Raw genomic sequence first — 21316 nt, forward strand, 5'->3', positions numbered from 1 at the left:
GGCCGCCGCACGGCGGGGCCGGCGATCAGGTGTCCCTCGGGGCCGGCCCGATCTCCGGGCTCTGCGCGGTGCGCAGGCTCGTGAGCACGCGCAGCGCCGTCCCGACGTAGACGAGGTTGACGAGCATCTGCGCGGTGACGGCGAGGCGCGCCCCGGTCCCCACCGCGGTGATGTCGCCGAAGCCCACGGTGGCGATGACCGTCACCGTGAAGTAGAGCGCGTCGGTCTGGTCGTCGAGGCCGTGGAACTGCTCGGGCGAGCGCAGGGCGATGGTGTTGTACGCGATCGCGAAGACCAGGACCAGCACGTAGAGCACGGTGAGCACGGCCTCGGCGCGCACGACGACCGAGCGGTCGGCCCGGGCCTCGCGCAGGCTGCGGCGCACCAGGAACACGAACCCGGCGAGCGCGACGGCGGAGCCGGCCCAGCGGGCGCCGGTCACGGGATCGTGGAGGGGCCCGTCGCCCGGGAGGAGGTAGTAGCAGGCCGTGAGCAGCACGATCGTCAGGCTCGAGCGCCGCAGGAAGGCCGCCACCTGGCGCGCCAGCGCGCGCTGGGCCTCGGTGAGCGGGGGTGACGTCATCGCGAGGCCGGTCCGGGCGCTGCGGACGCGGGGAGGCACCGCGCACGGAGCAGCACGAGCCCGCGCGCGGCGACCATCGACGCGAGGTCGTCGGGACCGAGCCCCGGCGCGAGGCGCACCGAGAGCACCGTCGTGAGCGGGGCGGCCGCCTGCGCCGAGCACCCGAGCCAGGCGCCGACGGCAGGGCCGGGGTCACCCAGCACCCGCAGCTCGTAGCGCGCACGCGGAGTCGGGAGCGGGTCCTCGCTCACGGCGCCGGCCCCGGCTCGTCCGCGTCGGGCTCCGGCGGGTCGCCGAGAGGGCTGAGGGCGGGCAGCCTGCGCAGCTCGAGCAGCTCCAGGCCCAGCGTGCGCACCCGCGCGAGGAGACCAAACAGCGCTGCCTCGTCCGCGAGGTCGCCGTAGAGCACGACGCTGGCCCGCTCCGTCGCGACCGTGACGGCGCCGAGGTCGCGCAGGTCCTCGGGCGAGACCGTGCCGGCCACCCACAGCTCGTACGTCGCGCCGACCATCCACCGACGGTGCGCCACCGCGGGGCCCTGCGGCGTCATCCCGGCGGGGTGAGGAGCCGGGGACGGGAGGCGGCGCAGGCGCCTGCGCGGGGTCCTGCCGGCGCGCACACGGTCGGCGCCGCACGCGCGCCGCACGTAGGGACGGGGCCCCCACGGACAGACGGGCGCCGCTCGCGCGGACGGGCGCCGCACGCACGGACGGCGCCGCACGCACGGACGGCGCCGCCCACGCGCGGTGGGCGGCGCCGTCCGGTTCTCGGGCCCGAGGTCGGTCCCGGGCCCGAGGTCACCGAGGGGCCTTCTCCTCGACCTCCGCGACGATGAGCGCCGCGGCGTCGGCGTTGAGACCGTGGCGGGCGATCGAGCGATAGCCCTCGAGCCCCTGCACGAGGTGGTCGACGACCTTGTCCTCCGCGATCGCGAGGATCGCCGACGTCCCCGGCAGCAGGCTCTCGCCCATCTGCTCGAGGTCCTTGTCGCTGAACCCCTTGTCCCGGATCTTCCCCCAGACGCCTCCGCCCGCCGCCCCGACGAGGGCCCCGGCGAGCAGGCTCGGCGGGAAGAGCAGACCTGCGAGTGCGCCCGCGACCGCGCCGCGCTTCGCCCAGGTCCCGGTTCCCGGGTCCCCGACCTCGTGGAAGGAGACCTTGCCCTCGGTGTCGCGCACGAGGACGGCCGCGTCGATGAGCTTGATGGATCCCGCGCTGTCCATGGCACGCACGTCGGCCAGGGCGGAGTCCGCCTCGGTCTCGTCGGAGAACGCGGCCATGAACACCTGGATGGTGGTGGCGCTCATGAGGCGCTCCGGCGCCGCTTGACGACGGCGGCCGCCCCGATCGCGCCCGCGACCCCCGTCACGACGCCCAGGGTCTTCGCCCGGCTGCGACGGGCCGGCGCGCGCTCGGCCGGTGTCCCGACCGGCTCGGCCACGAGTCTCGACTTCTTCGACATCTGTGCTCCCGTGTGTGGGGTGGTCACTTCGCGGACGCTCGACTGTGCGCCGCACGTCGCGCGGGGCGCCTCATCCCTCTCGGACGACGTGGCGAGCCGGACCGTCCGCGAGGGTGAGGACCACGCGGTGCGTCCGTGTGCTGCCACGAGCGAGGAGCGGTCCATGCCCACGTACCCCCTGATCGCGGACCACGGGCTCGTCGGGGACCTGCAGACGGCGGCGCTCGTCTCCACGGACGGCACGGTCGACTGGTTCTGCTGCCCGAGGTTCGACTCGCCGAGCGTGTTCGGCGCGCTGCTCGACGCCGAGCGCGGCGGGCACTTCCGGATCCGCCCACCCGGCGCGGACCACGTGGTCAAGCAGCTCTACCTCCCGGACACCGCGGTGCTCATCACGCGCTTCCTCACCGAGGCCGGCGTCGGCGAGGTCATCGACTTCATGCCGCCCACCGGCCGGACGGTGACCTCCCGGCACAGCCTCGTGCGGATCATGCGCTGCGTGCGCGGGCGGGTCCGCTTCGAGGCGCACGTCGCGCCGCGGTTCGACTACGGGCGCCAGCCGCACAAGGCGCACCTCACCGAGCACGGTGCCGTCTTCGAGAGCGCCGACCTGACCCTCACGCTGCACACCGCCTGGACCGACGACGACCACACGCGCGAGCGGCTCGAGCTCGACGAGGACGGCGACGTCCGTGCGGTGTACGAGCTGCGCGCGGGGGAGCGCATGGGGCTCGTGCTCGAGTCGTCGGCCGACGGCCCCCCGCGGGAGATGCGCGCACCGGAGCTGCGGACCCTGCTCGACGGCACCGCAGACTTCTGGCGACGCTGGCTCGCCGGGTCGACGTACACCGGCCGGTGGCGCGAGGAGCTCCAGCGCTCGGCCATCGCCCTCAAGCTCATGACGTACGCGCCGTCGGGGGCCCTCATCGCCTCGCCGACCGCCGGGCTCCCCGAGCAGGTGGGCGGCGAGCGGAACTGGGACTACCGGTACACGTGGGTGCGGGACGCGTCCTTCTCGATCTACTCGCTGCTCGGCCTGGGGTTCGTCGAGGAGGCCGCCGAGTTCGGTGCCTGGCTGCGGGACCGCATCGAGGAGAAGGTCGGGGGGAAGGGCGGCCCGCTCAACATCATGTACCGCGTCGACGGGTCGTCGGACCTGACGGAGGAGTCGCTCACCCACTGGGAGGGTTACCGCGGGTCGAGCCCGGTGCGGATCGGCAACGCCGCGATGGACCAGCTGCAGATGGACATCTACGGCGAGGCGCTGTGCAGCGTGTACTTCGCCGACCAGCACGGGCTGCCGATGGGGCACCGCGGCTGGGTCGCGCTCCGCAACCTGCTCGACTGGCTCTGCGACAACTGGGACCAGCCGGACGAGGGCATCTGGGAGACCCGCGGCGGTCGCCAGGACTTCACCTACGGCCGCGTCATGAGCTGGGCGGCGCTGGACCGCGGGATCCGGCTCGCCGTGGACCACGGACGCCCCGCGGACCTGTCCCGGTGGACGGCAGGGCGCGACGCGATCTACGACCAGGTCTGGGACCGTGGCTGGAGCGCGCGCCGGGGCGCGTTCGTGCAGCACTACGACACCGAGGTCCTCGACTCCTCGCTGCTGCGGATGGCGACGGTCGGGTTCATCGACCCGCGCGACCCGGCGTGGCGCTCGACGCTCCGGGCGATGGACGGCGAGCTCGTCACCGACAGCCTCGTCTACCGCTACGACCCGGCCGCGTCGCCCGACGGCCTGGCCGGCGACGAGGGCACGTTCTCCCTGTGCACGTTCAACTACGTCGACGCCCTCGCACGTGCGGGCATGCCCGACGAGGCGCGCATGGTCTTCGAGAAGATGCTGACGTACGCCAACCACGTCGGCCTGTACTCCGAGGAGATCGGGCTCACGGGGGAGCAGCTCGGCAACTTCCCGCAGGCGTTCACGCACCTGGCCCTGATCGACGCGGCGATCACGCTGGACGCGACGCTCGACGGCGTCCACCGCCGTCGCGCCCGGGACCCGCACTGACCGGGTCAGCCGACCCGGGCCGCCCGACCCGGGCCCCGACCGCGCACCGACGCGGCCGCACACGGACGACGGACCGGCCGCCGGGGGTCCGGTGGCCGGTCCGTCAGGGTCCGACCGGCGCGTCAGCCCAGCTCGGTGACGTCGCGCCCGTGCGCGGTGAGCGCCCAGATGATGAAGACGTCGAGGGCGATGATCGTCAGCGTCCAGAACGGGTAGTAGGGGATGAACGCGAAGTTGGCCAGGGCGCTCACGACGGCCAGGACCACCCCGACCGCCCGGGCCCACACCTTGGCCGACAGGACCGCGAACCCCGCGCACAGCACGAGGAGCCCGAGCAGCAGGTGGATCCACCCCCACGTGGTGGTGTCGAGCTGCAGGACGTACTCGCGGGTCGCGACGTAGAAGTCGTCCTGGAAGAGGGCCACGAAGCCCTGGATCGCGTGGAAGCTCCCGGACATGATCATGAGGACGGCCGCGAAGGCCGTCCCCCCGACGGCGAAGCCGCTCGGCGCGCGGTCGTCGACATCTCCGTAGCGTGGTCTCGTCTGCTCGCTCATCACCGGGTCCTCTCCGTCGCTGCTCGGGTGTGCAGCTCTACGGATCGTCGGCTCCGGGGGCGGGGCGTGTCCTCGCGCGCCGCGGATGAGATCGGGCGCCCGACACAGCGAGGAGCGGTCACCGGCCGCGCGCCGCATCCCGGCTGGGGGACCCACGCCGCCGGTCGCACCGCCCGGCCCCGGGTTCATCCGAATCGGATGATGCCGCCCCGCGCACCGCGCCCGAGTGTGGGTGTGCCAGATCCGGACGAGTGCGACGAGGTGGTCGACGTGACGATCGAGGACCTGCAGGACGTAGGGCCCATCGACTACATGGTGGTCGAGTTCCCCGGGAGTCGGATGACCGGTGAGGGGCTCCCTCTCCTCGTGGACCTCGTCGACCGGGGGATCATCCGGATCCTCGACTTCGTCTTCGTGAAGAAGGAGCTCGACGGGTCCGTCTCGGGCGTCGTGGTCGCGGACCTCGACGCCGACGGCGAGCTCGACCTCGCCGTGTTCGAGGGGGTCTCCTCCGGCCTGGTCGGCCCGGACGAGATCGAGGAGGCCGGCGCGGTGCTCGAGGCAGGGAGCTCGGGCGGCATCCTCGTGTACGAGAACCGGTGGGCGGCGCCGTTCGCCGCAGCGCTGCGGCACGGCGGTGGGCAGCTCGTCGCCCACGGTCGCATCCCCGTCCAGGCCCTCCTGGCCGACGCGGAAGCCGGTGACCCGGGCGCGTGAGCCGACCGTCCGGAAGACCTCACCACCTCACCTAGCCAGAAGGGGAGTCCGCGATGGGACTGCTTCGAGGAGTTGCGCGAACCGCGGTGGTCGCCGGGACCGCCACCGCCGTGTCGAACCGGGTGTCCCGGCGCCAGGCAGGTCGTTGGGCCGATCAGGAGCAGGCAGCTCCTCAGCAGGCGCCCGCGCCCGCGGAACCCGTGTACGCCCAGCCGGTCTACGTCCAGCAGGCCCCGACCGCCCCGGCGCCGGTGGACATGGACACCAAGCTCGCCCAGCTGAAGGACCTCGGCCAGCTCAAGGAGCAGGGCGTCCTCAGCGACGCGGAGTTCGAGGTGCAGAAGAGCCGCATCCTCGGGCAGTGACGGGCCCCACCCGGGGGGACGTGCGCTGCCGCGCACCCGGACGACCGCGCAGAACCGCCGGCACCGGTGCCAGGACCGGTACCGGGGCCCGAGCCCCGAGGGGCGCCCGTCGAGCACGTGGAAGGAAGCATCATGGAGTCGTTCTGGGACGTCCTGTGGTTCATCTTCATCTCGTACCTGTTCATCGCCTACCTCATGATCCTGTTCCACGTGATCGTGGACATCTTCCGCGACGAGGACACCGGTGGCTTCGTCAAGGCGCTGTGGACGCTGGCGCTGATCTTCATCCCGTTCCTCACCCTGCTGATCTACGTGATCGCCAACGGCAGGCACATGGCCGAGCGGTCGATGCAGCAGGCGAAGGCGGCACGCGCGAGCCAGGAGGCGTACATCCGTGACGTCGCGGCGACCTCGCCCGGGACGCGGTCCGCGACGCCGGTCGAGCAGGTCGCGCAAGCCAAGTCGCTCCTCGACTCCGGCGCGATCACCCCCGCGGAGTTCGAGTCGATGAAGGCGTCGGCGCTCGCCGGCGCCGGGGTCGCACCCGTCCTGTCGTGACGCACCCGGACACCGCCGGTCCCCGGTCCCGGTGACGTCCGCGCTCGTCGCGCGGCGCCGGTCGCGGTCGCCCCCGTTCGGGCGGCCGCGACCGCGTGCGTCCGGCCGGGCGCAGCACCCGACGCCCGCCCCGCGGGGACCCGCCACGCGTCCGCCGGGTGCAGCACCCGACGCCCGCCCCGCGGGGACCCGCCACGCGGCCGCCGCCGCCCCCCGGGACCGGCCGCCCTCCCTCCGGGGTACCGGCCGCCAGCCCCGCGCGGGGCCTCGTCCGTGTCGTCCGACGCCCGTCCGGCGGGCGGGACGGTGCCCCGGCGGCGCTGACGCGTCGGTGCCCCGTCCGAGCAGGAGGTGGCGCACGTGCAGCAGCGCACCGGGGGCCGCCGCGGGGTCCGGGCGCCGGACGTCGTGCCCGCGCCGGGGTCGCTCGGCTCGACCGCGGTCGCCCTGCTCCTGGCGGCGGCGTTCCCCGCGCGTCTGCGGCTCACCCTCCCGGAGCCGCTGCTCGCCGCCGTGCTCGTGGCCGCGGTCGACGTGGCGGCGGCCCGCCCGGTCCCGCGGCCGCGCGCACGGCGCGACGGCGCCCCGACCCCGGCGGGCTGAGAGCCGTGCGCCTGACGTGGCTGGGCCACTCGACGGTCTCGCTCGAGGCCGACGGGGTCCGCGTCCTCGTCGACCCGCTGCTGCGCCGCCGGGCCGGTGCGCTGCGGACGGCGCCGCACGCGCACGACGCCGTCCGCGGCGCCGGGGCGGAGCCCGCCCCCGAGGCGGTCCTGCTCTCGCACCTGCACCACGACCACTGCGACCTGCCGACGCTGCGCCGCCTCCGTGCCGGGGTGGTGCTCGCCCCCGCCGGCGCCGGTGCGTGGCTGACCCGGCGGGGTGTCCGGCACGTCGAGGAGCTGCCCGTCGGCCGGACGCGCGCGGTGGCCGGGCTCGCGGTCACGTCGGTCCCGGCGGAGCACGGAGGGCGGCGCGAGCCGTGGGGCCCGACGGCCGTCGCCGTCGGGCACCTCGTCGAGAGCTCGCACACCTCGGTGTGGCTGGCGGGCGACACCGGGCTGTTCGCGGGGATGTCGGCGATCCCGTCGCTCGGCGTGCGCGGTGTCGTCGACGTCGCTGTCGTGCCGGTGTGGGGGTGGGGCCCGCGGCTCGGGCCCGGGCACCTCGACCCGGCCCAGGCTGCCGCGGCCGCGCGTGCCGTGGGCGCACGTGTCGCGATCCCGGTGCACTGGGGCACGCTCCACGTGCACGGCATGTCGCGCGTCATGGGGACGCGCCTGACCCTGCCGGGCGCCTGGTTCCTGCGCGCGCTCGGCGAACGGAGGGCGGACCCGGACCGTCCGGGCGGCGGGGCGGCCAGCCGGGTCGAGGGGCTGGTGCTGCGCCCCGGGGAGCCCGTCGACCTCGCGTGAGGTCCCGGGCGCGGCGACGCCCGCGCCCGCCGTCAGAGCCCGCGCCACCCTCCGGTCGCGCGGCCGAGGCGCTCGGACAACCCGCTGCCGACGAGGACGCCGGCCGCGATCGCCACGATGGTCAGGAGCGCGTTGAGGAAGTCGCCCAGCCCGGTCGCGGCGTCGGCGCCGACGATCTCGGCGACCCCTTGCAGGCCGAGCGCGCCGGGGACGAGCAGCCAGAACGCCGGCAGGAACGTCAGCGGGACGGGAGGGCCGCTCGGCCGCTGCTGGATCGCGTAGGCGACGGGCAGCACCACCACGCCGGCGGCGAAGCTGGCGCCGAGCGAACCGAGCAGGAGCCCGGCGCCTGCCTGCACGGCGTAGGCCACCGACAGGACGACCAGGAGCCAGGGCAGCGTGCGCGGCGGCACGGAGAACGCGAGGAAGACGCCGAGCCCGAAGACCAGGACCCCGACCCACGGGGCCCAGACGCCGAGCGGCACGGCCCCGGCGGGGGCCCCCGGGAGCCCGGCGATCTCGACGCCGAGCGCGATCCCGAACGTGAGGAGCAGCAGGCGCTCCAGCCCGTACACGAGCCGCGACGACCCGGACATGATCGACCCGGACGCGAGCTCGATCGTCGCGAGCGTCAGCGCAGCACCGGGCAGCAGCGTGACGAGCGACGGGATCACGATGTCGAGCGGAGCGGCGCCCAGCACGGGCTCCGCGAGGGTGAACGCGAGCCACGACACCACGGCCGCGGCGAGCATCGGCAGCACCACCGCGATCCCCGGGGAGCGCTCCGCCCAGAGGTTGAGCACCCCGAGCAGCGCCCCGAGCACGACGTAGGCGGGCAGCGCCGACGCGGTCGGGTTGAGCAGGAGCCCGAGGCCGAGCGTCATGACGCCGGTCCCGGCGACGCGCAACCACGCCGGGAAAAGCGCGGGCGCCGTGAGCACGCGGTCCAGCCGGGTGCCGGCCTCGGACGCCGTGAGCTTCGCGTGCCGGATGTCGTCCACGAGCCGGTAGAGCGCGTCTACCTGGTCCAGGCGCAGCGCCGCGCGGGGGATGGGCGCGAAGTCGACCCGGGTCGAGTCGCCGGCCTCGATCCGCACGAACACCCCGGTCGGCAGCACGAAGAAGCTGACCCTGGACGCGGCGTAGGTGCCTGCGACGTCGTCGAGGATCAGCGCCACCCGGTCGGCGGCGTCCCCGGCCTGCTGCATCGCCGCCCCGAGGCGCCGCAGGAGGCCGAGGACCTCCTCGGGCGGCTGCTCCGCCACCTGGGGGCGCTCGCCCGGGGGAGGGGACAGGCGCCGGGCGACGGCCGCGCCCGCCCGGGCCAGCCGACGCCGTCCCCGGTCCACCACGAGCCCAGGATGACCGGCGGCACCCGGCCGTGCGATCACCCGCACCGGGTGAGGGACAGCGGTCGCGCGGAGCCTAGCGTCGGACCGACCGCACACGGGAGGCCGCGGATGACGAACGGACCGAGCACGTCGCGGGCGACGGGCGTCCTGGCCGCCACCTGCCTGTCCACCCTCGTGGTCAACGCCAACACGTCGGCGGTGAGCATCCTGCTCCCGGCGATCAGCGAGGACACGGGGACCCCGGTCGAGACGCTGCAGTGGGCCGTCACCGGGTACTCGCTCGTCGGCGCCGCCGTCATCATCACCTCGGGCTCCCTGGGCGACGTGTTCGGCCGGCGGCGGATCTTCCAGCTCGGCCTCGCGCTCTTCGTGGTGTCGTGCGTGCTCATCGCGCTGTCGACCGACGGGACCGGGGTCATCGTCGGGCGCCTGATCCAAGGAGCCGCGGGCGCGACGATCCTGGCCTGCGGGCTGAGCCTGCTCTCGGTGGCGACCGACGGCGAGGATCAGCTCCGCTCGGTCTCGCTCTGGGGCGCCGCCGCCGCGGTCGGTGCCGCTGCCGGCCCGCTGCTCGGCGGTGTGCTCGTCGAGGTGACCGGGTGGCAGGGGCTGTTCTGGATCGACGCGGTCGTGGCCGTGGTGTGCATGGGGATCACCCGGGCGACCGTGGCCGAGTCGCGGGACCCCGAGCGGCCACGCTCGATCGACTACCTGGGCACCGTGCTCGTCGCGCTGGTCCTCGCGCCCCTCATCCTCGGTGTCAGCAAGAGCGGCGACTGGGGCTGGGTCTCCGCCGCGACGCTCGGCTGCTTCGCGGTGAGCGTCGTCGCGGGCGTCCTGTTCGTCGTCGTCGAGAAGCGCGTCGCGGTGCCGCTCGTCCACCTGCCGATCCTGCGCAACCGCGTCCTCGTCGGCTCGACGCTCGCGATCCTCATCGGCGCAGGGACGATCAACGCCCTGATGTACCTGCTCAGCCTCTACTTCCAGGACCCGGTGGCCCTGGGCTTCAGCCCGCTCCAGGCCGGGCTCGCGACCCTCCCCGCCACCGTGGGCCTCGTCGTGGTCGCCCCGCTCGTGCCGAGGCTCGCGAAGCGCTTCGGAGGGCGCCAGATCATCGGCGCCGGCTTCGCGATCACCACGGCCGGCTTCGTCATGGTGGGCCTGACCCAGGCCTCGTGGATGTACGCCGCGTTCCTCGTGCCGCTCGTCGCGATCGCCGTCGGGATGGGCCTGTCGAACGGGCCGTCGTCGTCCGCGGCGACCGCCGCGGTGCCGGAGGAGCAGGTCGGTGAGGCGTCCGGAATCTCGAACATGGCCCGGTACGTCGGCGCCGCGGTCGCGACGGCGCTCGCCGCCACGATCTACGCCTCGGTCGAGGCCGACCGCGTCGCGGCCGGTGCGTCCGCCGGCGACGCCCTCGCGTCCGGGCTCGCGGCGGCGTCCTGGGTGATGGCCGTCATCAGTGCCCTCGGCGTCCTCCTCGTCGTCGTGGCCATCCGGCGCCACCGCTCGCCGCGCGGCACGCTGCACGACGCCGCCGCCGCGGCCGCCGCGCACCTGTTCACGCTGCCGACCTCGGCCACCGGGGCACCGACGTCGACCGCCGGACGCGCCGGGGGAGGCTCCGGATGACCGCCCCGACGCCGGTGCCGTTCACGGCCGCGGACTACGCCGCCAGGATGGCGCGGGTCGTCACCGACGCGCGGGCCGCCGGCCTCGACGGCGTGCTCGTCACCCCGGGCCCCGACCTGGTGTGGCTGACGGGCTACCGGCCGACCGCGCTCACCGAGCGCCTGACGATGCTGCTCCTCCTCGAGGACCGCGAGCCGACCCTGCTCGTCCCGACGCTCGAGCGCCCGGACGCGGAGGGCGCGGTGGGTGCGGCAGCCGCGACGCTGGTGGACTGGACGGACGGCGCGGACCCGTACGCCGCGGCGAGCGCCCTGCTGCGCCCCGACGGCCGGTACGGCGTGTCCGACAACGCGTGGGCGCTGCACCTCCTGAGCCTCCAGACCGCGCTGCCGGCGACCGCGTACGACTCGCTCACGCGGCGGCTCCCGATGCTGCGCGCCGTCAAGGACGCCGCCGAGCTGGCCCGGCTCGCCGCCGCCGGCGCCGCGGCCGACGCCACGTACGAGGAGATCGTCACGGTCCGGTTCGCCGGCCGGCGCGAGACCGACGTCGCGGGCGACCTCGCGGACCTGCTGCGGGGGTTCGGGCACGAGCAGGTCGACTTCACCGTGGTCGGGTCGGGCCCGAACGGCGCGAACCCGCACCACGAGGCCGGCGACCGGACGATCGAGGTCGGCGACTGCGTGGTGCTCGACTTCGGCGGTCTCCTCGCGGGCTACGGGTCCGACACGAGCCGCACCGTGTGCGTCGGCGAGCCGAGCGCCGAGGTCCGCGAGGTCCACGAGGTCGTGCGGCTCGCGCAGCAGGCGGGCGTCGAGGCGGTGCGTCCCGGGGTCGCCTGCCAGGAGGTCGACCGCGCGGCGCGCCGGGTCATCACCGACGCGGGGTTCGGCGAGCAGTTCATCCACCGCACCGGGCACGGCATCGGCGTCACGACCCACGAGCCGCCCTACATGATCGAGGGCGAGGAGCTGCCCCTCGTCCCGGGGATGTGCTTCTCGGTCGAGCCCGGGGTGTACCTCGCAGGGCGCTTCGGCGTGCGCATCGAGGACATCGTGACGGTCACGCAGGACGGTGGCCGCCGGCTCAACGACTCCGCACGGGACCTGCGGGTCGTGGGCTGACCCGCCCGGCCCCGGCGACCCGCCCGAGCCGGGTGACTCACCCGGCCCGGGTGAGGTGGACGGCGGTCCGCCTCGCGACCCTGAGCGTGTGAGCAGCCACCCCGAGGAGGCGTCGATGAGCGCGATGGAGATCCCGACGGAACCCCCCGCCGTCGCGGGCCGGACCCGGACGGCGGCACCCGCGACCCAGTGGATCTCCTGGATCGCCCTGGCGATGATGACGACCAGCTCGGTCGCGAGCCTGCGGGCCGCGCCGACGATGGCGGTGTACGGCCTGGCGTGCGTGTTCCTCTACCTCGTGCCGGCGATCGTGTTCCTGCTGCCGACCTCCCTGGTCTCGGCGGAGCTCGCGTCGGGCTACAAGGGCGGCATCTACAACTGGGTGTCCCGCGGGATCTCGAAGCCGATGGGCTTCCTGGCGGTCTGGTGCCAGTTCGCCATGACGATCTTCTACTACCCGAGCCTGCTGGGGTTCGTGGCCAGCACGCTCGCCTACGTCATCAACCCGGCCCTCGCCTCGAGCGGGGTGTGGACCGCGTGCGTGATCGTGGTCGTCTACTGGTCCGGCGTCTGGGTCTCCTCGCGTGGGACGTCCGGGGTGGCGGGGCTCGCGAGCGGCGGGCTGATCATCGGCACGCTGATCCCGGGTGTCGTGCTCGTGACGCTCGGTGTGGTGTTCCTGGGTCAGGGCAACGCCCCGGCGGCACCGATGGACGCGGACCACATCCTGCCCGCCTGGGCGGGTCTGGCGAGCCTGGTGCTGATCGTCAACAACTTCCTGTCGTACTCCGGCATGGAGATGAACGCCGTCCACGTCGGGTCGCTGAAGAACCCGGCCAAGGAGTTCCCCAAGGCGATGTTCCTCGCGATGGGGATGGTGCTGCTCATCTTCATCCTCCCGGCCCTCGTGATCAGCTGGATCGTCCCCGCGGAGGAGCTGTCGCTCACCGCCGGTGTGATGCAGGCGTTCGACGCGGTGTTCGCCCAGTTCGGGGTGCAGGGGCTGACCCCGGTCTTCGGCGTGATGCTCGTGGCCGCCTCGCTCGGCGGCATGCTCACCTGGCTGGCGGGGCCGTCCAAGGGCCTCCTGCTGATCTCCCGGCAGGAGGGGTACCTGCCGCCGTACCTGCAGAAGCTCAACAAGCACGGCGTGCAGCAGAACATCCTCGTGACCCAGGGGGTCGTGACCACGGTGATCGCCCTCGGTTACGCGCTGATCCCCGACGTCTCGAGCGCCTACTGGATCTTCTCGGTGATCACCACGCAGGTGTACCTGATCATGTACCTGCTCATGTTCGTGGCGGCCGTGCGGCTGCGACGCAGCGAGCCCGACCATCCGCGCGGGTACAAGGCGCCCATGCTGGTCGGGCTGTGCGGCGTGGGCTTCGCCGCCTCGCTCGCCGCTCTGCTGGTCGGCTTCGTGCCGCCCTCGCAGTTCGGCGGCGGCAACACCGGGACGTACCTGCTGATCGTCGGCGGCGGCGCGCTCGGCCTGGGCCTCGTCGTGCCGTTCCTCTTCTACCGGATGCGCAAGCCGTCCTGGAAGCAGCCCGAGGTCGCCGAGGAGGAGGTGCCGGCATCATGAACAACGCCCACAGCGTGCGCTCGCGGCGGCAGAACAGGCTGCTCTACTGGGTCTCGGCCGGTCTCCTGGTCGCGATGATGCTGGTCGGGCTGCTGACGTGGCGCGGGGTCAAGGAGGACACGGCCGCGGACCAGAAGGCCGACGAGCTCCTCGCCGTGCTCGAGGACGCCGGTGCGCAGCGGCTGCCCTCGAAGGACCAGGTCGTCGCGCTGCTCGGGTCCGACGGCGGCTCGGTGTGCCAGGAACCGGGCAGCGCGCTGCGGCAGGCCACCATGTCCGGGATGCTCACGACCGGCTCGTCCGGGCCCGGGCAGCGGCCGATCATCACCGACTCCCGCCTGCTGCAGGGCCAGCTCGCGGTCGTCAGCGTGTACTGCCCCGAGCACCTCGAGGACGTCGAGGCGTACCTGGACGGCCTGACGACCGCCGACGTGGCGACGAGCTGACCGTGGACCTCGAGGCGCGTGTCGCGGCGCAGATGCCGCGCGTGCGGGCGGACCTCGCGGCGCTCGTCGCGATCCCGTCCGTCGCGGACCCGCGCCAGTTCCCCGTCGAGGAGTGCGCCCGTGCCGCGGCGTGGGTCGTGGAGGCGTTCCGCGAGCTCGGCTTCGCCGACATCGGGCTGCACCCGACCGCCGACGGCAGCCAGGCCGTCGTCGGGTCGCGCCCGGGGCCGGACCCGGGCGCGCCGACCGTGCTCCTGTACGCCCACTACGACGTCCAGCCGCCCCTGGACGACTCCGCGTGGCGGACGCCGCCGTTCGAGCTCACGGAGGTCGACGGTCGCTGGTTCGGGCGTGGTGCGGCCGACTGCAAGGGCAACATCGTCATGCACCTCGCGGCGCTCCGGGCGCTCGGGGACGACGTGCCCGTGAACATCCGGCTGGTCGTCGAGGGGTCCGAGGAGCAGGGGACCGGCGGGCTCGAGGACTTCGTGACCACGCACGCGGACCTGCTGCGCGCCGACGCGATCCTCGTGTGCGACACCGGCAACGCGGCCGTCGGCGTGCCCGCGGTCACGGTCAGCCTCCGGGGCATGGTCAACGCCGTCGTCCACGTCGACGCGCTGCCGACCGAGCTGCACTCGGGCATGTTCGGCGGGCCGACGCCGGACGCGCTCGCGGCCCTGGTCGCGATGCTCGCGTCGCTGCGCGACGCGGCGGGGAACACGACGGTGCGGGGCCTCGACAACACGCAGACGTGGCACGGCGCGCCGTACGACCCGGACGCGTTCCGCGCCGACGCCCGGCTGGCGGAGGCCGAGCAGCTCCTGGGCTCCGGAACCGTCTCCGACATGCTCTGGACCCGCCCCGCACTGACCGTCCTGGGCATCGACTGCCCCCCGGTGATCGGCTCGAGCGCGGCGATCGTGCCGAGGGCGAGCGCGCGCCTCAACCTGCGCATCCCACCCGGCACCCGTCCCGAGCAGGCGCTCAGGGCCCTGACGGAGCACCTGACCGACGCTGCGCCCTGGGGCGTCGGGGTCCACATCGAGACGGAGGCGCTGGGCCTGCCGTTCCTGGCCCGGACCGACGGGCCCGCGTACGACGCCATGCGCGGTGCGATGCAGGACGCCTTCGGGCGCGACATGGTGCTGCTCGGGCAGGGCGGCTCCATCCCACTGTGCAACGTCTTCGGCGAGACGTACCCGGACGCCGAGATCCTGCTGCTCGGTGTCGAGGAGCCCGCCGCCCTGATCCACGCGCCGAACGAGAGCGTCGACCCCGCGGAGATCGAGCACCTGGCGACAGCCGAGGCGCTGTTCCTGCTGCGGTACGGCGGCCGGGCGTGACCGGGCGCCGCCCACCGCCAGGGACCTGAACGAGCACGTGCCCGCTGTTCCGCCGTCCAGGAGGGTCAGTCCGATGCCCAGCACTGCCAGCACCAAGCCGGTCCGCCTCGTCGGTCTCCTCGTGATGATCGCGGGGATCGTGCTCGTCGTCGCCGGGGGCGCCACCTGGTTCGTGGTCCGCGACCAGCTCGTCGCCGAGAACATCACCATCTCCGAGGACGCCGCGATGTTCGCCGGCCAGACGGTCGACGGTCCCCTCGACGCCTACGTCCAGGCCTCCGTGATCAACAAGCACGCGCTCGAGGCGTCGGGCGGCAAGACGTACGCCGAGCTCGACCAGGACGACCCGGTCCGCGCCACCGTGATGAACGCGTCGTTCCTGCGCAGCTCGCTCTTCACCTCGGTCATCGCGTTCGGGGTCGCGGCCCTGGCCGTCGGGCTCGGTCTGCTGTTCGTGCTCCTCGGGTGGGCGCTGCGGGCCCTCGCGCCGGCCGCCGCGGTCACGACGGCGGAACGGGTGGTCGCGGCGGACGTCTGAGGCCGGCCGAGCCGCGCCTCGCACGGAACGCGGCGAGCGGCCGGTGCTCGCCGCTCGCGGGTCCCCTCAGGCCGCTGACCGTCCGGTCAGCTCGCCGGCCAGGTCGCGCTGCATCTGCGCGGCGACCGTCCCGGCGTCGAGGCCCTGGCCGAGGAGGACCGCGAGCTTCGTGAGCGCGGCCTCGGACGTCATGTCGAAGCCGGGCACCGCGCCGGCGCGCAGCAGGGCCGACCCCGTCGCGTAGGCCCCGGGCCGCACCGTGCCCCGCACGCACTGCGTCACGACGACCACGACGATGCCTGCGGCGGTCGCGGCCTCGACGGCGGCCAGGAAGTCCCGGTCCTCCGAGGGCCCGTTCCCGGCGCCGTAGGCCTCGAGGACGAGCCCCTGGAGCGGTGGCCGGCACAGGTTCGCGAGGATGGACGCCGAGAACCCCGGGAACAGGCGCACTGCGGCGACCTGGCCCAGCGGTCCAGCGACGAGCCGCGGTTCCGCGTCCGGCACACGGACCAGGGCGCCGTTCACCGCGACGTCGATGCCGAGCGTGGCGAGCGGTGGGAACCTCGGGGAGTCGAACGCGTCGAGTCCCGAGGCGTCGACCTTCGTGGCCCGGTTGCCCCGGAGCAGGACCTCCCCGAAGAGGAGCGTGACCTCCGGCACGGCGGCCCCGGCCGCGACCTGGAGCGCCCCGATGAGGTTCTGCCGTCCGTCGCTGCGCGTGCGGGCGATCGGGATCTGGGAGCCGGTCACGACCACGGGGCGGCCGAAGGAGGGCAGGAGGAACGACAGCGCCGACGCGGTGTACGCCATCGTGTCGGTCCCGTGCAGCACCACGAAGCCCGTGTGCGCGTCGCGCGCGTCGTACAGGAGGCGCGCGACGGTGGACCAGTCTTCGGGGGTCGCGTTGGCGGAGTCGATCGGCCGGTCGAGCTCCCGGAACGTGATCGGGGGGAGCTCGCCGCGCGAGCTCTCGACGATCCAGTCGACGTACGGCGCGAGCGCGCCGGGGACCGCGGCGTGACCGTCCACGGTGTCCACCATCCCGATCGTCCCGCCCGTGTGCAGCACGAGCACGTCGCCGCTCATGTCTCGACTCCCTCCGTCGGCCCGACGGAGGTCTCGGTCGGCACCTGGGTCGGGGTCACCGCAACGACGCTAGACCCCGGCGTCGGCGGCGCGTCGGACCAGCGGCCCGCAGCACCCCGGGCCCGCGGCGGTGGTGAGGGCGTGTGGCGGGACGCGCTCGAGGTGCTGAAGCTCCGCCGGCTGGCCGTTCCTCGTCGCGACCGTCGAGGAGCGGCTCGCGGGTGTCACGCACGTGGGCTCGTGGCGCCCGCGCCCGGCGTGCGCGTCGGCCGCACGTTCGACCGGTGGCTCGGCACGAGCCTGGAGCGGACGATCCTGAGAACCGGCTGACGCGCGCGGAGGCCCGGGCACCTCGTGTGCGCGGGCCTCGTCAGGCTTGCGGTGCTCAGGCGGTGACGGGATCCACGCCCAGCTCGCCGAGGAGAGCGAGGATGCGGGCGCGGATCTCGTCGCGGATCGGCCGCACGGCCGCCACGCCCTGCCCGGCCGGGTCCTCCAGGACCCAGTCCTCGTACCGCGTGCCGGGGAAGAAGGGGCAGGTGTCCCCGCAGCCCATGGTGATGACGACGTCGGAGGCCTTGACCGCGTCGGTGGTGAGGACCTTGGGCTTCTCGGCGCGGATGTCGATGCCGAGCTCGAGCATCGCCTCGACCGCGGCGGGGTTGATCCGGTCGGCCGGGGCGGACCCGGCGGAGCGGACCTCGACGGCGCCACCGGACAGGGCGGTGAGGAACCCCGCGGCCATCTGGGAGCGGCCGGCGTTGTGGACGCAGACGAACAGCACGCTCGGCTTGCCGGACCCGGTGGGGGTGTGGTCGATGGTGGTGGTCTTGGTCATGGGGTGCTCCTCCGGGTGGTGGCGGGGTGGTGGGTCACGCGGGGGCGGGGGACCGGGTCGTCGTGCGGGACGACGACGGCGTCGGCGTGGGCGGTCGGGTAGAGCACGGTGACGAGCCCGACCGCCAGGGCTGCGCCGACGAGCTGAGCGGCGATGAAGCCGGGCACGGAGTCGGGGGCGATGCCGGCGAAGGTGTCGGTGAAGACCCGTCCGACCGTGACGGCGGGGTTGGCGAAGGAGGTCGAGGCGGTGAACCAGTACGCCGCCCCGATGTACGCCCCGACGGCCGGGGCGGCGAGGACGCCGCGTCCGGTGCGGACCAGGGTCAGGATCAGCGCGACCAGCCCGGCGGTGGCGACCACCTCGCTGACCAGCAGGCCGCTGCCGGTGCGGTCGGTCGTCGAGATCGCGACCGGGGCGGCGAACATCGCGGCGGCCAGGGCGCACCCGGCCACCGCGCCGACGGTCTGCGCGGCGGCGTAGGCGACCACGTGCCGGCCGGTCAGCCCGGTCCCGGTGCGGCGGCCCACGACCCAGTCGGCGAGGGAGACCACAGGATTGAGGTGGGCACCGGAGGCGGGGCCGAACAGCAGGATCAGGACGGTCAGCCCGAGGGTCGTGGCCAGGGAGTTCTGCAGCAGCTGGAGCCCCACGTCGCTCGGCGACAGTCGCTGGGCGGCGATCCCGGACCCGACGACCACCGCCACCAGCAGGGCCGTGCCGACCAGCTCGGCGGTGATCGCCCGGGCCAGGGCGCGGTCGACGGGCGGGAGGGTGGTGGGCCCGCTCATCGGGTGCTCCCCGCCGCGACGGGTGCGGGCAGGGTCAGGTCGGGTGCGAGGTCGGCCAGCAGGGCGCGCACCCGGGTGTCGAGGTCGTCGCGGATGGCCGCGGCGCCCTCGGGGGAGGCGAGCCCGGGGTCGCCGACGATCCAGTCCTCGTACCGGGTCCCGGGCAGGACCGGGCAGGTGTCGCCGCAGCCCATCGTGACGACGACGTCGGCGGCGCGGACCGCGTCGTCGGTCAGCGGCTTGGGGAACACCTCGGAGGGGTCGACGCCGAGCTCGCGCAGCAGCGGCGCCACCGTGGCGTGCACGGTCGCGGCGGGCGCGGACCCGGCCGACCGGGCGACCACCGCGTCCCCGGCGTAGTGGCGCACCAGCGCCGCGGCGAGCTGGGACCGGCCGGCGTTCGCCACGCACACGAACAGGACCTGCGGCGCCCGCGGCTCGGTCGACGTGACCCGCGCGAGGTCGGTGAGGCGCTGCTCGGCGAACCGGCGCACGCGCGCCAGCTGGGCCGCGCCGGCGCCGGAGTGGCGCACCAGCGCGGTGTAGGACTCGCGCACCGTGTGCAGCGCCTCGCCGGCGCGCACGACGGGGAACTGCCGGGCCAGGTCGTCCGCCAGGCCCGACAGCGCGGCGTCCACGTCCGCTCGCTCGGCCGTGGGCGGCTCGAGGTGGCGGGCGGCGTCGAGCGCGGCCGGGGCGAAGGACTCCAGCAGCGCACGGACCGCACCGCGCACCGGCGACGCCACGCGGTACCAGACCCACGTCCCGCGCCGCTCGCAGACCAGGATCCCGACGTCCCTGAGGACCTTGAGGTGGTGGGAGACGGTCGGCTGGGACACGTCGGCCACGGTGGCGATGTCGCAGACGCACGCCTCACCGGCCGGGCTCGTGGTGATGAACGACAGCATCCGCAGCCGCAGCGGCTCCGCCAGCGCCTTGAGCACCACCGCGACCTGGCCGGCCGTCTCCGCGCCCATCGCGTACCCCGGGGCGCCGACCGTGCCGATGGGGGGCGGCGACGCGCTCACGGTCGTCATGCGCTCTGCTCGCCGGTCCGCCGCGCGGAGACCGGAGCCGGGACCTTCGCCGTGTCGGGGGCGATGAAGCTCACGATCATGGGGATGTCCGGGGCGTGGGCGCAGATCGCCGCGGCGTGTCCCACGGGCACGGACCTGACATCGATCGGGCGCTCCTGCTTCGACATGTATCTATATTGACGCCCGCGAAGGCCACAGGGAACCACGAGCGGGCGAACACGAAGCGAACCGCGGTGTCGTCGGGCCGCGCACACCGCAGTCGTGGCGCTCACCGCATGCGTCGCGGAGTCGTCGCCGCCGCCGCGACGGTCGGCCCCGCCGTGGCGTCGTCGCCGCGTACCCGCCGCAGGCTCAGCCCAGGCTCGGCCAGCGGCAGGGCTCGACCGGCACGCCGGGGTCGCCGCCGACTCCCGCGAAGCGCACGCACGCGAAGGTCGGCCTCGCCTCGGGGGCGGGGAGGTCGAGGTGCGTGTGCTCGGCACCCGGGCATCCGGTGGGCGGACGGCAGTCGTCGGCCAGTCCGCCGGTGCGCTCGACGGGGCGGGCCGACTCGTCGCCGGCGGGTGGATCGACGTCGCGGTCGACGCCGCTTCCGGCGATCTCGACGTGTCGAGCATCTTCGCCGGCCTCATGGTGACCCAGCCGGTAGCCGCCGGACACCTGCAGCTCTTCGTCTACGGCGACGACCTGCCGAGCACGTCGTCGATCGACTGCACGGCCGGGTGGGACATCGCCAGCTTCGCCGTGACCGCCGTCGGCGGAGGTGTCGCACCCGGTGCGCTCGGCGATCGTCGTGGCCAGGACCTCGGTGCTGCCGGTCTCCAGGTCGGTGCGAGCGGGCCGGCGCCGGTGGCGAGGTGCAGGGACGTGCGACGGCTCGGTGCCGCTGTCATGTGCCCGGGTCGGTCAGGGCTTCGTCGCGGGTGGCGGCCAGCGACGCCAGGAGGGTCAGGGCGTCGGCGGCGGGGGTGGTGGGGGCGGCGCTGTAGGCGATCACGACGAGGCCGGGGTCCTGGGTGAGCTCCATGACGTCGTAGTCGAGGGCGAGCACCCCGACGTCGGGGTGGCGCAGGCGCTTGACGCCGGTGCGGTGCAGGCGCACGTCGTGGGTGCCCCACAGGACGCGGAAGGTCTCCGAGCGGGTGGAGAGCTCACCGATCAGCTCGACGAGGGGCTTGTCGTAGGGGTTCTGCCCGGCCGCGGCGTGCAGGGCCGCGACGCAGTCGCGGGTGACCTGCTCCCAGTCGGGGTAGAACGCCCGCCCGCCGGGGTCCAGGAACGCGAACCGCGCCGCGTTCGGTCGGGTGCCGGTCAGGCGGGCGAACTCGAAGACCGGGGCGTGCAGCTCCCGGGCCAGGGCGTTGGAGGCGACGATGTCCATGCGGGTGTCGCGCACGTACGCCGGGGTGGTGGCCATGCCGTCCAGGACGCGCTGCAGCGACGGGCGCACCGCGGTGGCCCTGGCGGGGGAGCGGCGCCGGCGTGCGGGCTGGTTCGCGGCCTGGGCGAGGTTGCGCAGGTGCAGCTGCTCGGCCTCGTCCAGGCGCAGCGCGCCGGCCAGGGCGTCCAGGACGGAGTCGGACACCCCGGCGAGGTTGCCCCGCTCGAGGCGGGCGTAGTACTCCGAGGACACCCCGGCCAGGACCGCGACCTCGTCGCGGCGCAGCCCGGCCACGCGCCGGCGGCCGGAGCCGAGCGGCAGACCCACGTCTGCCGGGCTCAGCCGTGCACGCCGTGACGCGAGGAAGTCGCGTACCTCGTCTCGCTGGTCCATGCCCTCGACGGTAGGTCGGCCGGGGCCCGGGAGCCACGACCTGCCAGTACACCTCTCGTCAGTGCGTTCCTCCCGCGCGGCGCCGGTGGT

26 protein-coding genes are annotated in these 21316 nt (G+C 74.4%); 12 read left to right on the top strand and 14 right to left on the bottom strand.

Annotation, left to right across the window (positions count from 1 at the left end):
• Positions 1 to 25: 25 nt before the first annotated feature.
• The 5 genes from ACWFNE_RS07670 to ACWFNE_RS07690 form a co-directional block, all read right to left on the bottom strand.
• Positions 26 to 583, bottom strand: coding sequence for a potassium channel family protein (locus tag ACWFNE_RS07670; RefSeq protein WP_452121836.1), 558 nt, complete (start codon positions 581 to 583; stop codon positions 26 to 28).
• Positions 580 to 834, bottom strand: a complete 255-nt coding sequence (locus ACWFNE_RS07675) for a hypothetical protein (RefSeq protein WP_452121837.1) — start codon at positions 832 to 834, stop codon at positions 580 to 582. Before ACWFNE_RS07675 ends, ACWFNE_RS07670 begins: the two co-directional genes overlap by 4 nt.
• A complete protein-coding gene (locus tag ACWFNE_RS07680) occupies positions 831 to 1094 on the bottom strand; it encodes a hypothetical protein (RefSeq protein ID WP_452121838.1) in 264 nt (87 codons plus the stop codon). Before ACWFNE_RS07680 ends, ACWFNE_RS07675 begins: the two co-directional genes overlap by 4 nt.
• Before the next feature lie 286 nt (positions 1095 to 1380).
• On the bottom strand, positions 1381 to 1890 hold the full coding sequence (locus tag ACWFNE_RS07685) for a DUF1269 domain-containing protein (RefSeq protein ID WP_452121839.1): 510 nt from the start codon (positions 1888 to 1890) through the stop codon (positions 1381 to 1383).
• Entirely contained in the window at positions 1887 to 2072 is a 186-nt protein-coding gene (locus ACWFNE_RS07690) for a hypothetical protein (RefSeq protein ID WP_452121840.1), read from the bottom strand. Before ACWFNE_RS07690 ends, ACWFNE_RS07685 begins: the two co-directional genes overlap by 4 nt.
• A 136-nt stretch (positions 2073 to 2208) precedes the next feature.
• Here ACWFNE_RS07690 and ACWFNE_RS07695 point away from each other — a divergent pair, with 136 nt between their 5' ends.
• The gene (locus tag ACWFNE_RS07695; RefSeq protein ID WP_452121841.1) at positions 2209 to 4065 is read left to right on the top strand and encodes a glycoside hydrolase family 15 protein; all 1857 of its coding nucleotides are present in this window, start codon (positions 2209 to 2211) and stop codon (positions 4063 to 4065) included.
• Positions 4066 to 4187: 122 nt separating this feature from the next.
• On the opposite strand, the gene ACWFNE_RS07700 is transcribed toward ACWFNE_RS07695, so the two are convergent.
• Positions 4188 to 4622 carry a DUF7144 family membrane protein gene (locus ACWFNE_RS07700; RefSeq protein WP_452121842.1) on the bottom strand — a complete coding sequence of 145 codons (435 nt, stop codon included), beginning with the start codon at positions 4620 to 4622 and terminating at the stop codon, positions 4188 to 4190.
• Between the two features lie 270 nt (positions 4623 to 4892).
• Between ACWFNE_RS07700 and ACWFNE_RS07705 the strand changes: the two genes are divergently transcribed.
• The 5 genes from ACWFNE_RS07705 (at position 4893) to ACWFNE_RS07725 (ending at position 7677) form a co-directional block, all read left to right on the top strand.
• Entirely contained in the window at positions 4893 to 5339 is a 447-nt protein-coding gene (locus ACWFNE_RS07705; protein ID WP_452121843.1) for a DUF6325 family protein, read from the top strand.
• A gap of 86 nt (positions 5340 to 5425) precedes the next feature.
• Entirely contained in the window at positions 5426 to 5704 is a 279-nt protein-coding gene (locus tag ACWFNE_RS07710) for an SHOCT domain-containing protein (RefSeq protein WP_452121844.1), read from the top strand.
• A gap of 132 nt (positions 5705 to 5836) precedes the next feature.
• Positions 5837 to 6262, top strand: coding sequence for an SHOCT domain-containing protein (locus tag ACWFNE_RS07715; protein ID WP_452121845.1), 426 nt, complete (start codon positions 5837 to 5839; stop codon positions 6260 to 6262).
• Positions 6263 to 6622: 360 nt separating this feature from the next.
• Complete coding sequence (locus ACWFNE_RS07720; RefSeq protein WP_452121846.1) at positions 6623 to 6865, top strand: hypothetical protein; 243 nt, start codon at positions 6623 to 6625, stop codon at positions 6863 to 6865.
• Between the two features lie 5 nt (positions 6866 to 6870).
• Entirely contained in the window at positions 6871 to 7677 is an 807-nt protein-coding gene (locus ACWFNE_RS07725; RefSeq protein WP_452121847.1) for an MBL fold metallo-hydrolase, read from the top strand.
• Between the two features lie 32 nt (positions 7678 to 7709).
• On the opposite strand, the gene ACWFNE_RS07730 is transcribed toward ACWFNE_RS07725, so the two are convergent.
• Positions 7710 to 9029 carry a threonine/serine ThrE exporter family protein gene (locus ACWFNE_RS07730; RefSeq protein WP_452121848.1) on the bottom strand — a complete coding sequence of 440 codons (1320 nt, stop codon included), beginning with the start codon at positions 9027 to 9029 and terminating at the stop codon, positions 7710 to 7712.
• Between the two features lie 108 nt (positions 9030 to 9137).
• Here ACWFNE_RS07730 and ACWFNE_RS07735 point away from each other — a divergent pair, with 108 nt between their 5' ends.
• From ACWFNE_RS07735 to ACWFNE_RS07760, 6 genes are all read left to right on the top strand, one after another.
• Complete coding sequence (locus ACWFNE_RS07735; protein ID WP_452121849.1) at positions 9138 to 10661, top strand: MFS transporter; 1524 nt, start codon at positions 9138 to 9140, stop codon at positions 10659 to 10661.
• Entirely contained in the window at positions 10658 to 11785 is a 1128-nt protein-coding gene (locus tag ACWFNE_RS07740; protein ID WP_452121850.1) for an aminopeptidase P family protein, read from the top strand. The genes ACWFNE_RS07735 and ACWFNE_RS07740 overlap by 4 nt, the downstream gene beginning before the upstream one ends.
• A gap of 88 nt (positions 11786 to 11873) precedes the next feature.
• Entirely contained in the window at positions 11874 to 13370 is a 1497-nt protein-coding gene (locus tag ACWFNE_RS07745) for an APC family permease (RefSeq protein ID WP_452121851.1), read from the top strand.
• Complete coding sequence (locus ACWFNE_RS07750; protein WP_452121852.1) at positions 13367 to 13816, top strand: hypothetical protein; 450 nt, start codon at positions 13367 to 13369, stop codon at positions 13814 to 13816. The genes ACWFNE_RS07745 and ACWFNE_RS07750 overlap by 4 nt, the downstream gene beginning before the upstream one ends.
• A 2-nt stretch (positions 13817 to 13818) precedes the next feature.
• Positions 13819 to 15162 (top strand): M20/M25/M40 family metallo-hydrolase, encoded by a 1344-nt coding sequence (locus ACWFNE_RS07755; protein WP_452121853.1) that lies wholly within the window; start codon positions 13819 to 13821, stop codon positions 15160 to 15162.
• Positions 15163 to 15235: 73 nt separating this feature from the next.
• A complete protein-coding gene (locus tag ACWFNE_RS07760) occupies positions 15236 to 15700 on the top strand; it encodes an aromatic ring-opening dioxygenase LigA (RefSeq protein ID WP_452121854.1) in 465 nt (154 codons plus the stop codon).
• Between the two features lie 66 nt (positions 15701 to 15766).
• On the opposite strand, the gene ACWFNE_RS07765 is transcribed toward ACWFNE_RS07760, so the two are convergent.
• The 7 genes from ACWFNE_RS07765 to ACWFNE_RS07795 all read right to left on the bottom strand — a co-directional run bounded on the left by ACWFNE_RS07765 (position 15767) and on the right by ACWFNE_RS07795 (position 21226).
• Positions 15767 to 16786, bottom strand: a complete 1020-nt coding sequence (locus ACWFNE_RS07765) for a type I asparaginase (protein ID WP_452121855.1) — start codon at positions 16784 to 16786, stop codon at positions 15767 to 15769.
• Positions 16787 to 17171: 385 nt separating this feature from the next.
• Complete coding sequence (locus ACWFNE_RS07770) at positions 17172 to 17624, bottom strand: arsenate reductase ArsC (protein WP_452121856.1); 453 nt, start codon at positions 17622 to 17624, stop codon at positions 17172 to 17174.
• Positions 17621 to 18415 (bottom strand): aquaporin, encoded by a 795-nt coding sequence (locus ACWFNE_RS07775; RefSeq protein WP_452121857.1) that lies wholly within the window; start codon positions 18413 to 18415, stop codon positions 17621 to 17623. The genes ACWFNE_RS07770 and ACWFNE_RS07775 overlap by 4 nt, the downstream gene beginning before the upstream one ends.
• On the bottom strand, positions 18412 to 19452 hold the full coding sequence (locus ACWFNE_RS07780; RefSeq protein ID WP_452121858.1) for a metalloregulator ArsR/SmtB family transcription factor: 1041 nt from the start codon (positions 19450 to 19452) through the stop codon (positions 18412 to 18414). Before ACWFNE_RS07780 ends, ACWFNE_RS07775 begins: the two co-directional genes overlap by 4 nt.
• Positions 19449 to 19619: a hypothetical protein gene (locus ACWFNE_RS07785; RefSeq protein ID WP_452121859.1), complete on the bottom strand. Its 171-nt coding sequence runs from the start codon at positions 19617 to 19619 to the stop codon at positions 19449 to 19451. Before ACWFNE_RS07785 ends, ACWFNE_RS07780 begins: the two co-directional genes overlap by 4 nt.
• 184 nt (positions 19620 to 19803) lie before the next feature.
• Positions 19804 to 20112, bottom strand: coding sequence for a hypothetical protein (locus ACWFNE_RS07790; protein ID WP_452121860.1), 309 nt, complete (start codon positions 20110 to 20112; stop codon positions 19804 to 19806).
• Between the two features lie 229 nt (positions 20113 to 20341).
• Positions 20342 to 21226 carry a helix-turn-helix domain-containing protein gene (locus ACWFNE_RS07795; RefSeq protein ID WP_452121861.1) on the bottom strand — a complete coding sequence of 295 codons (885 nt, stop codon included), beginning with the start codon at positions 21224 to 21226 and terminating at the stop codon, positions 20342 to 20344.
• Between the last annotated feature and the right edge of the window lie 90 nt (positions 21227 to 21316).

It is taken from the genome of Cellulomonas sp. NPDC055163, from assembly GCF_053607065.1.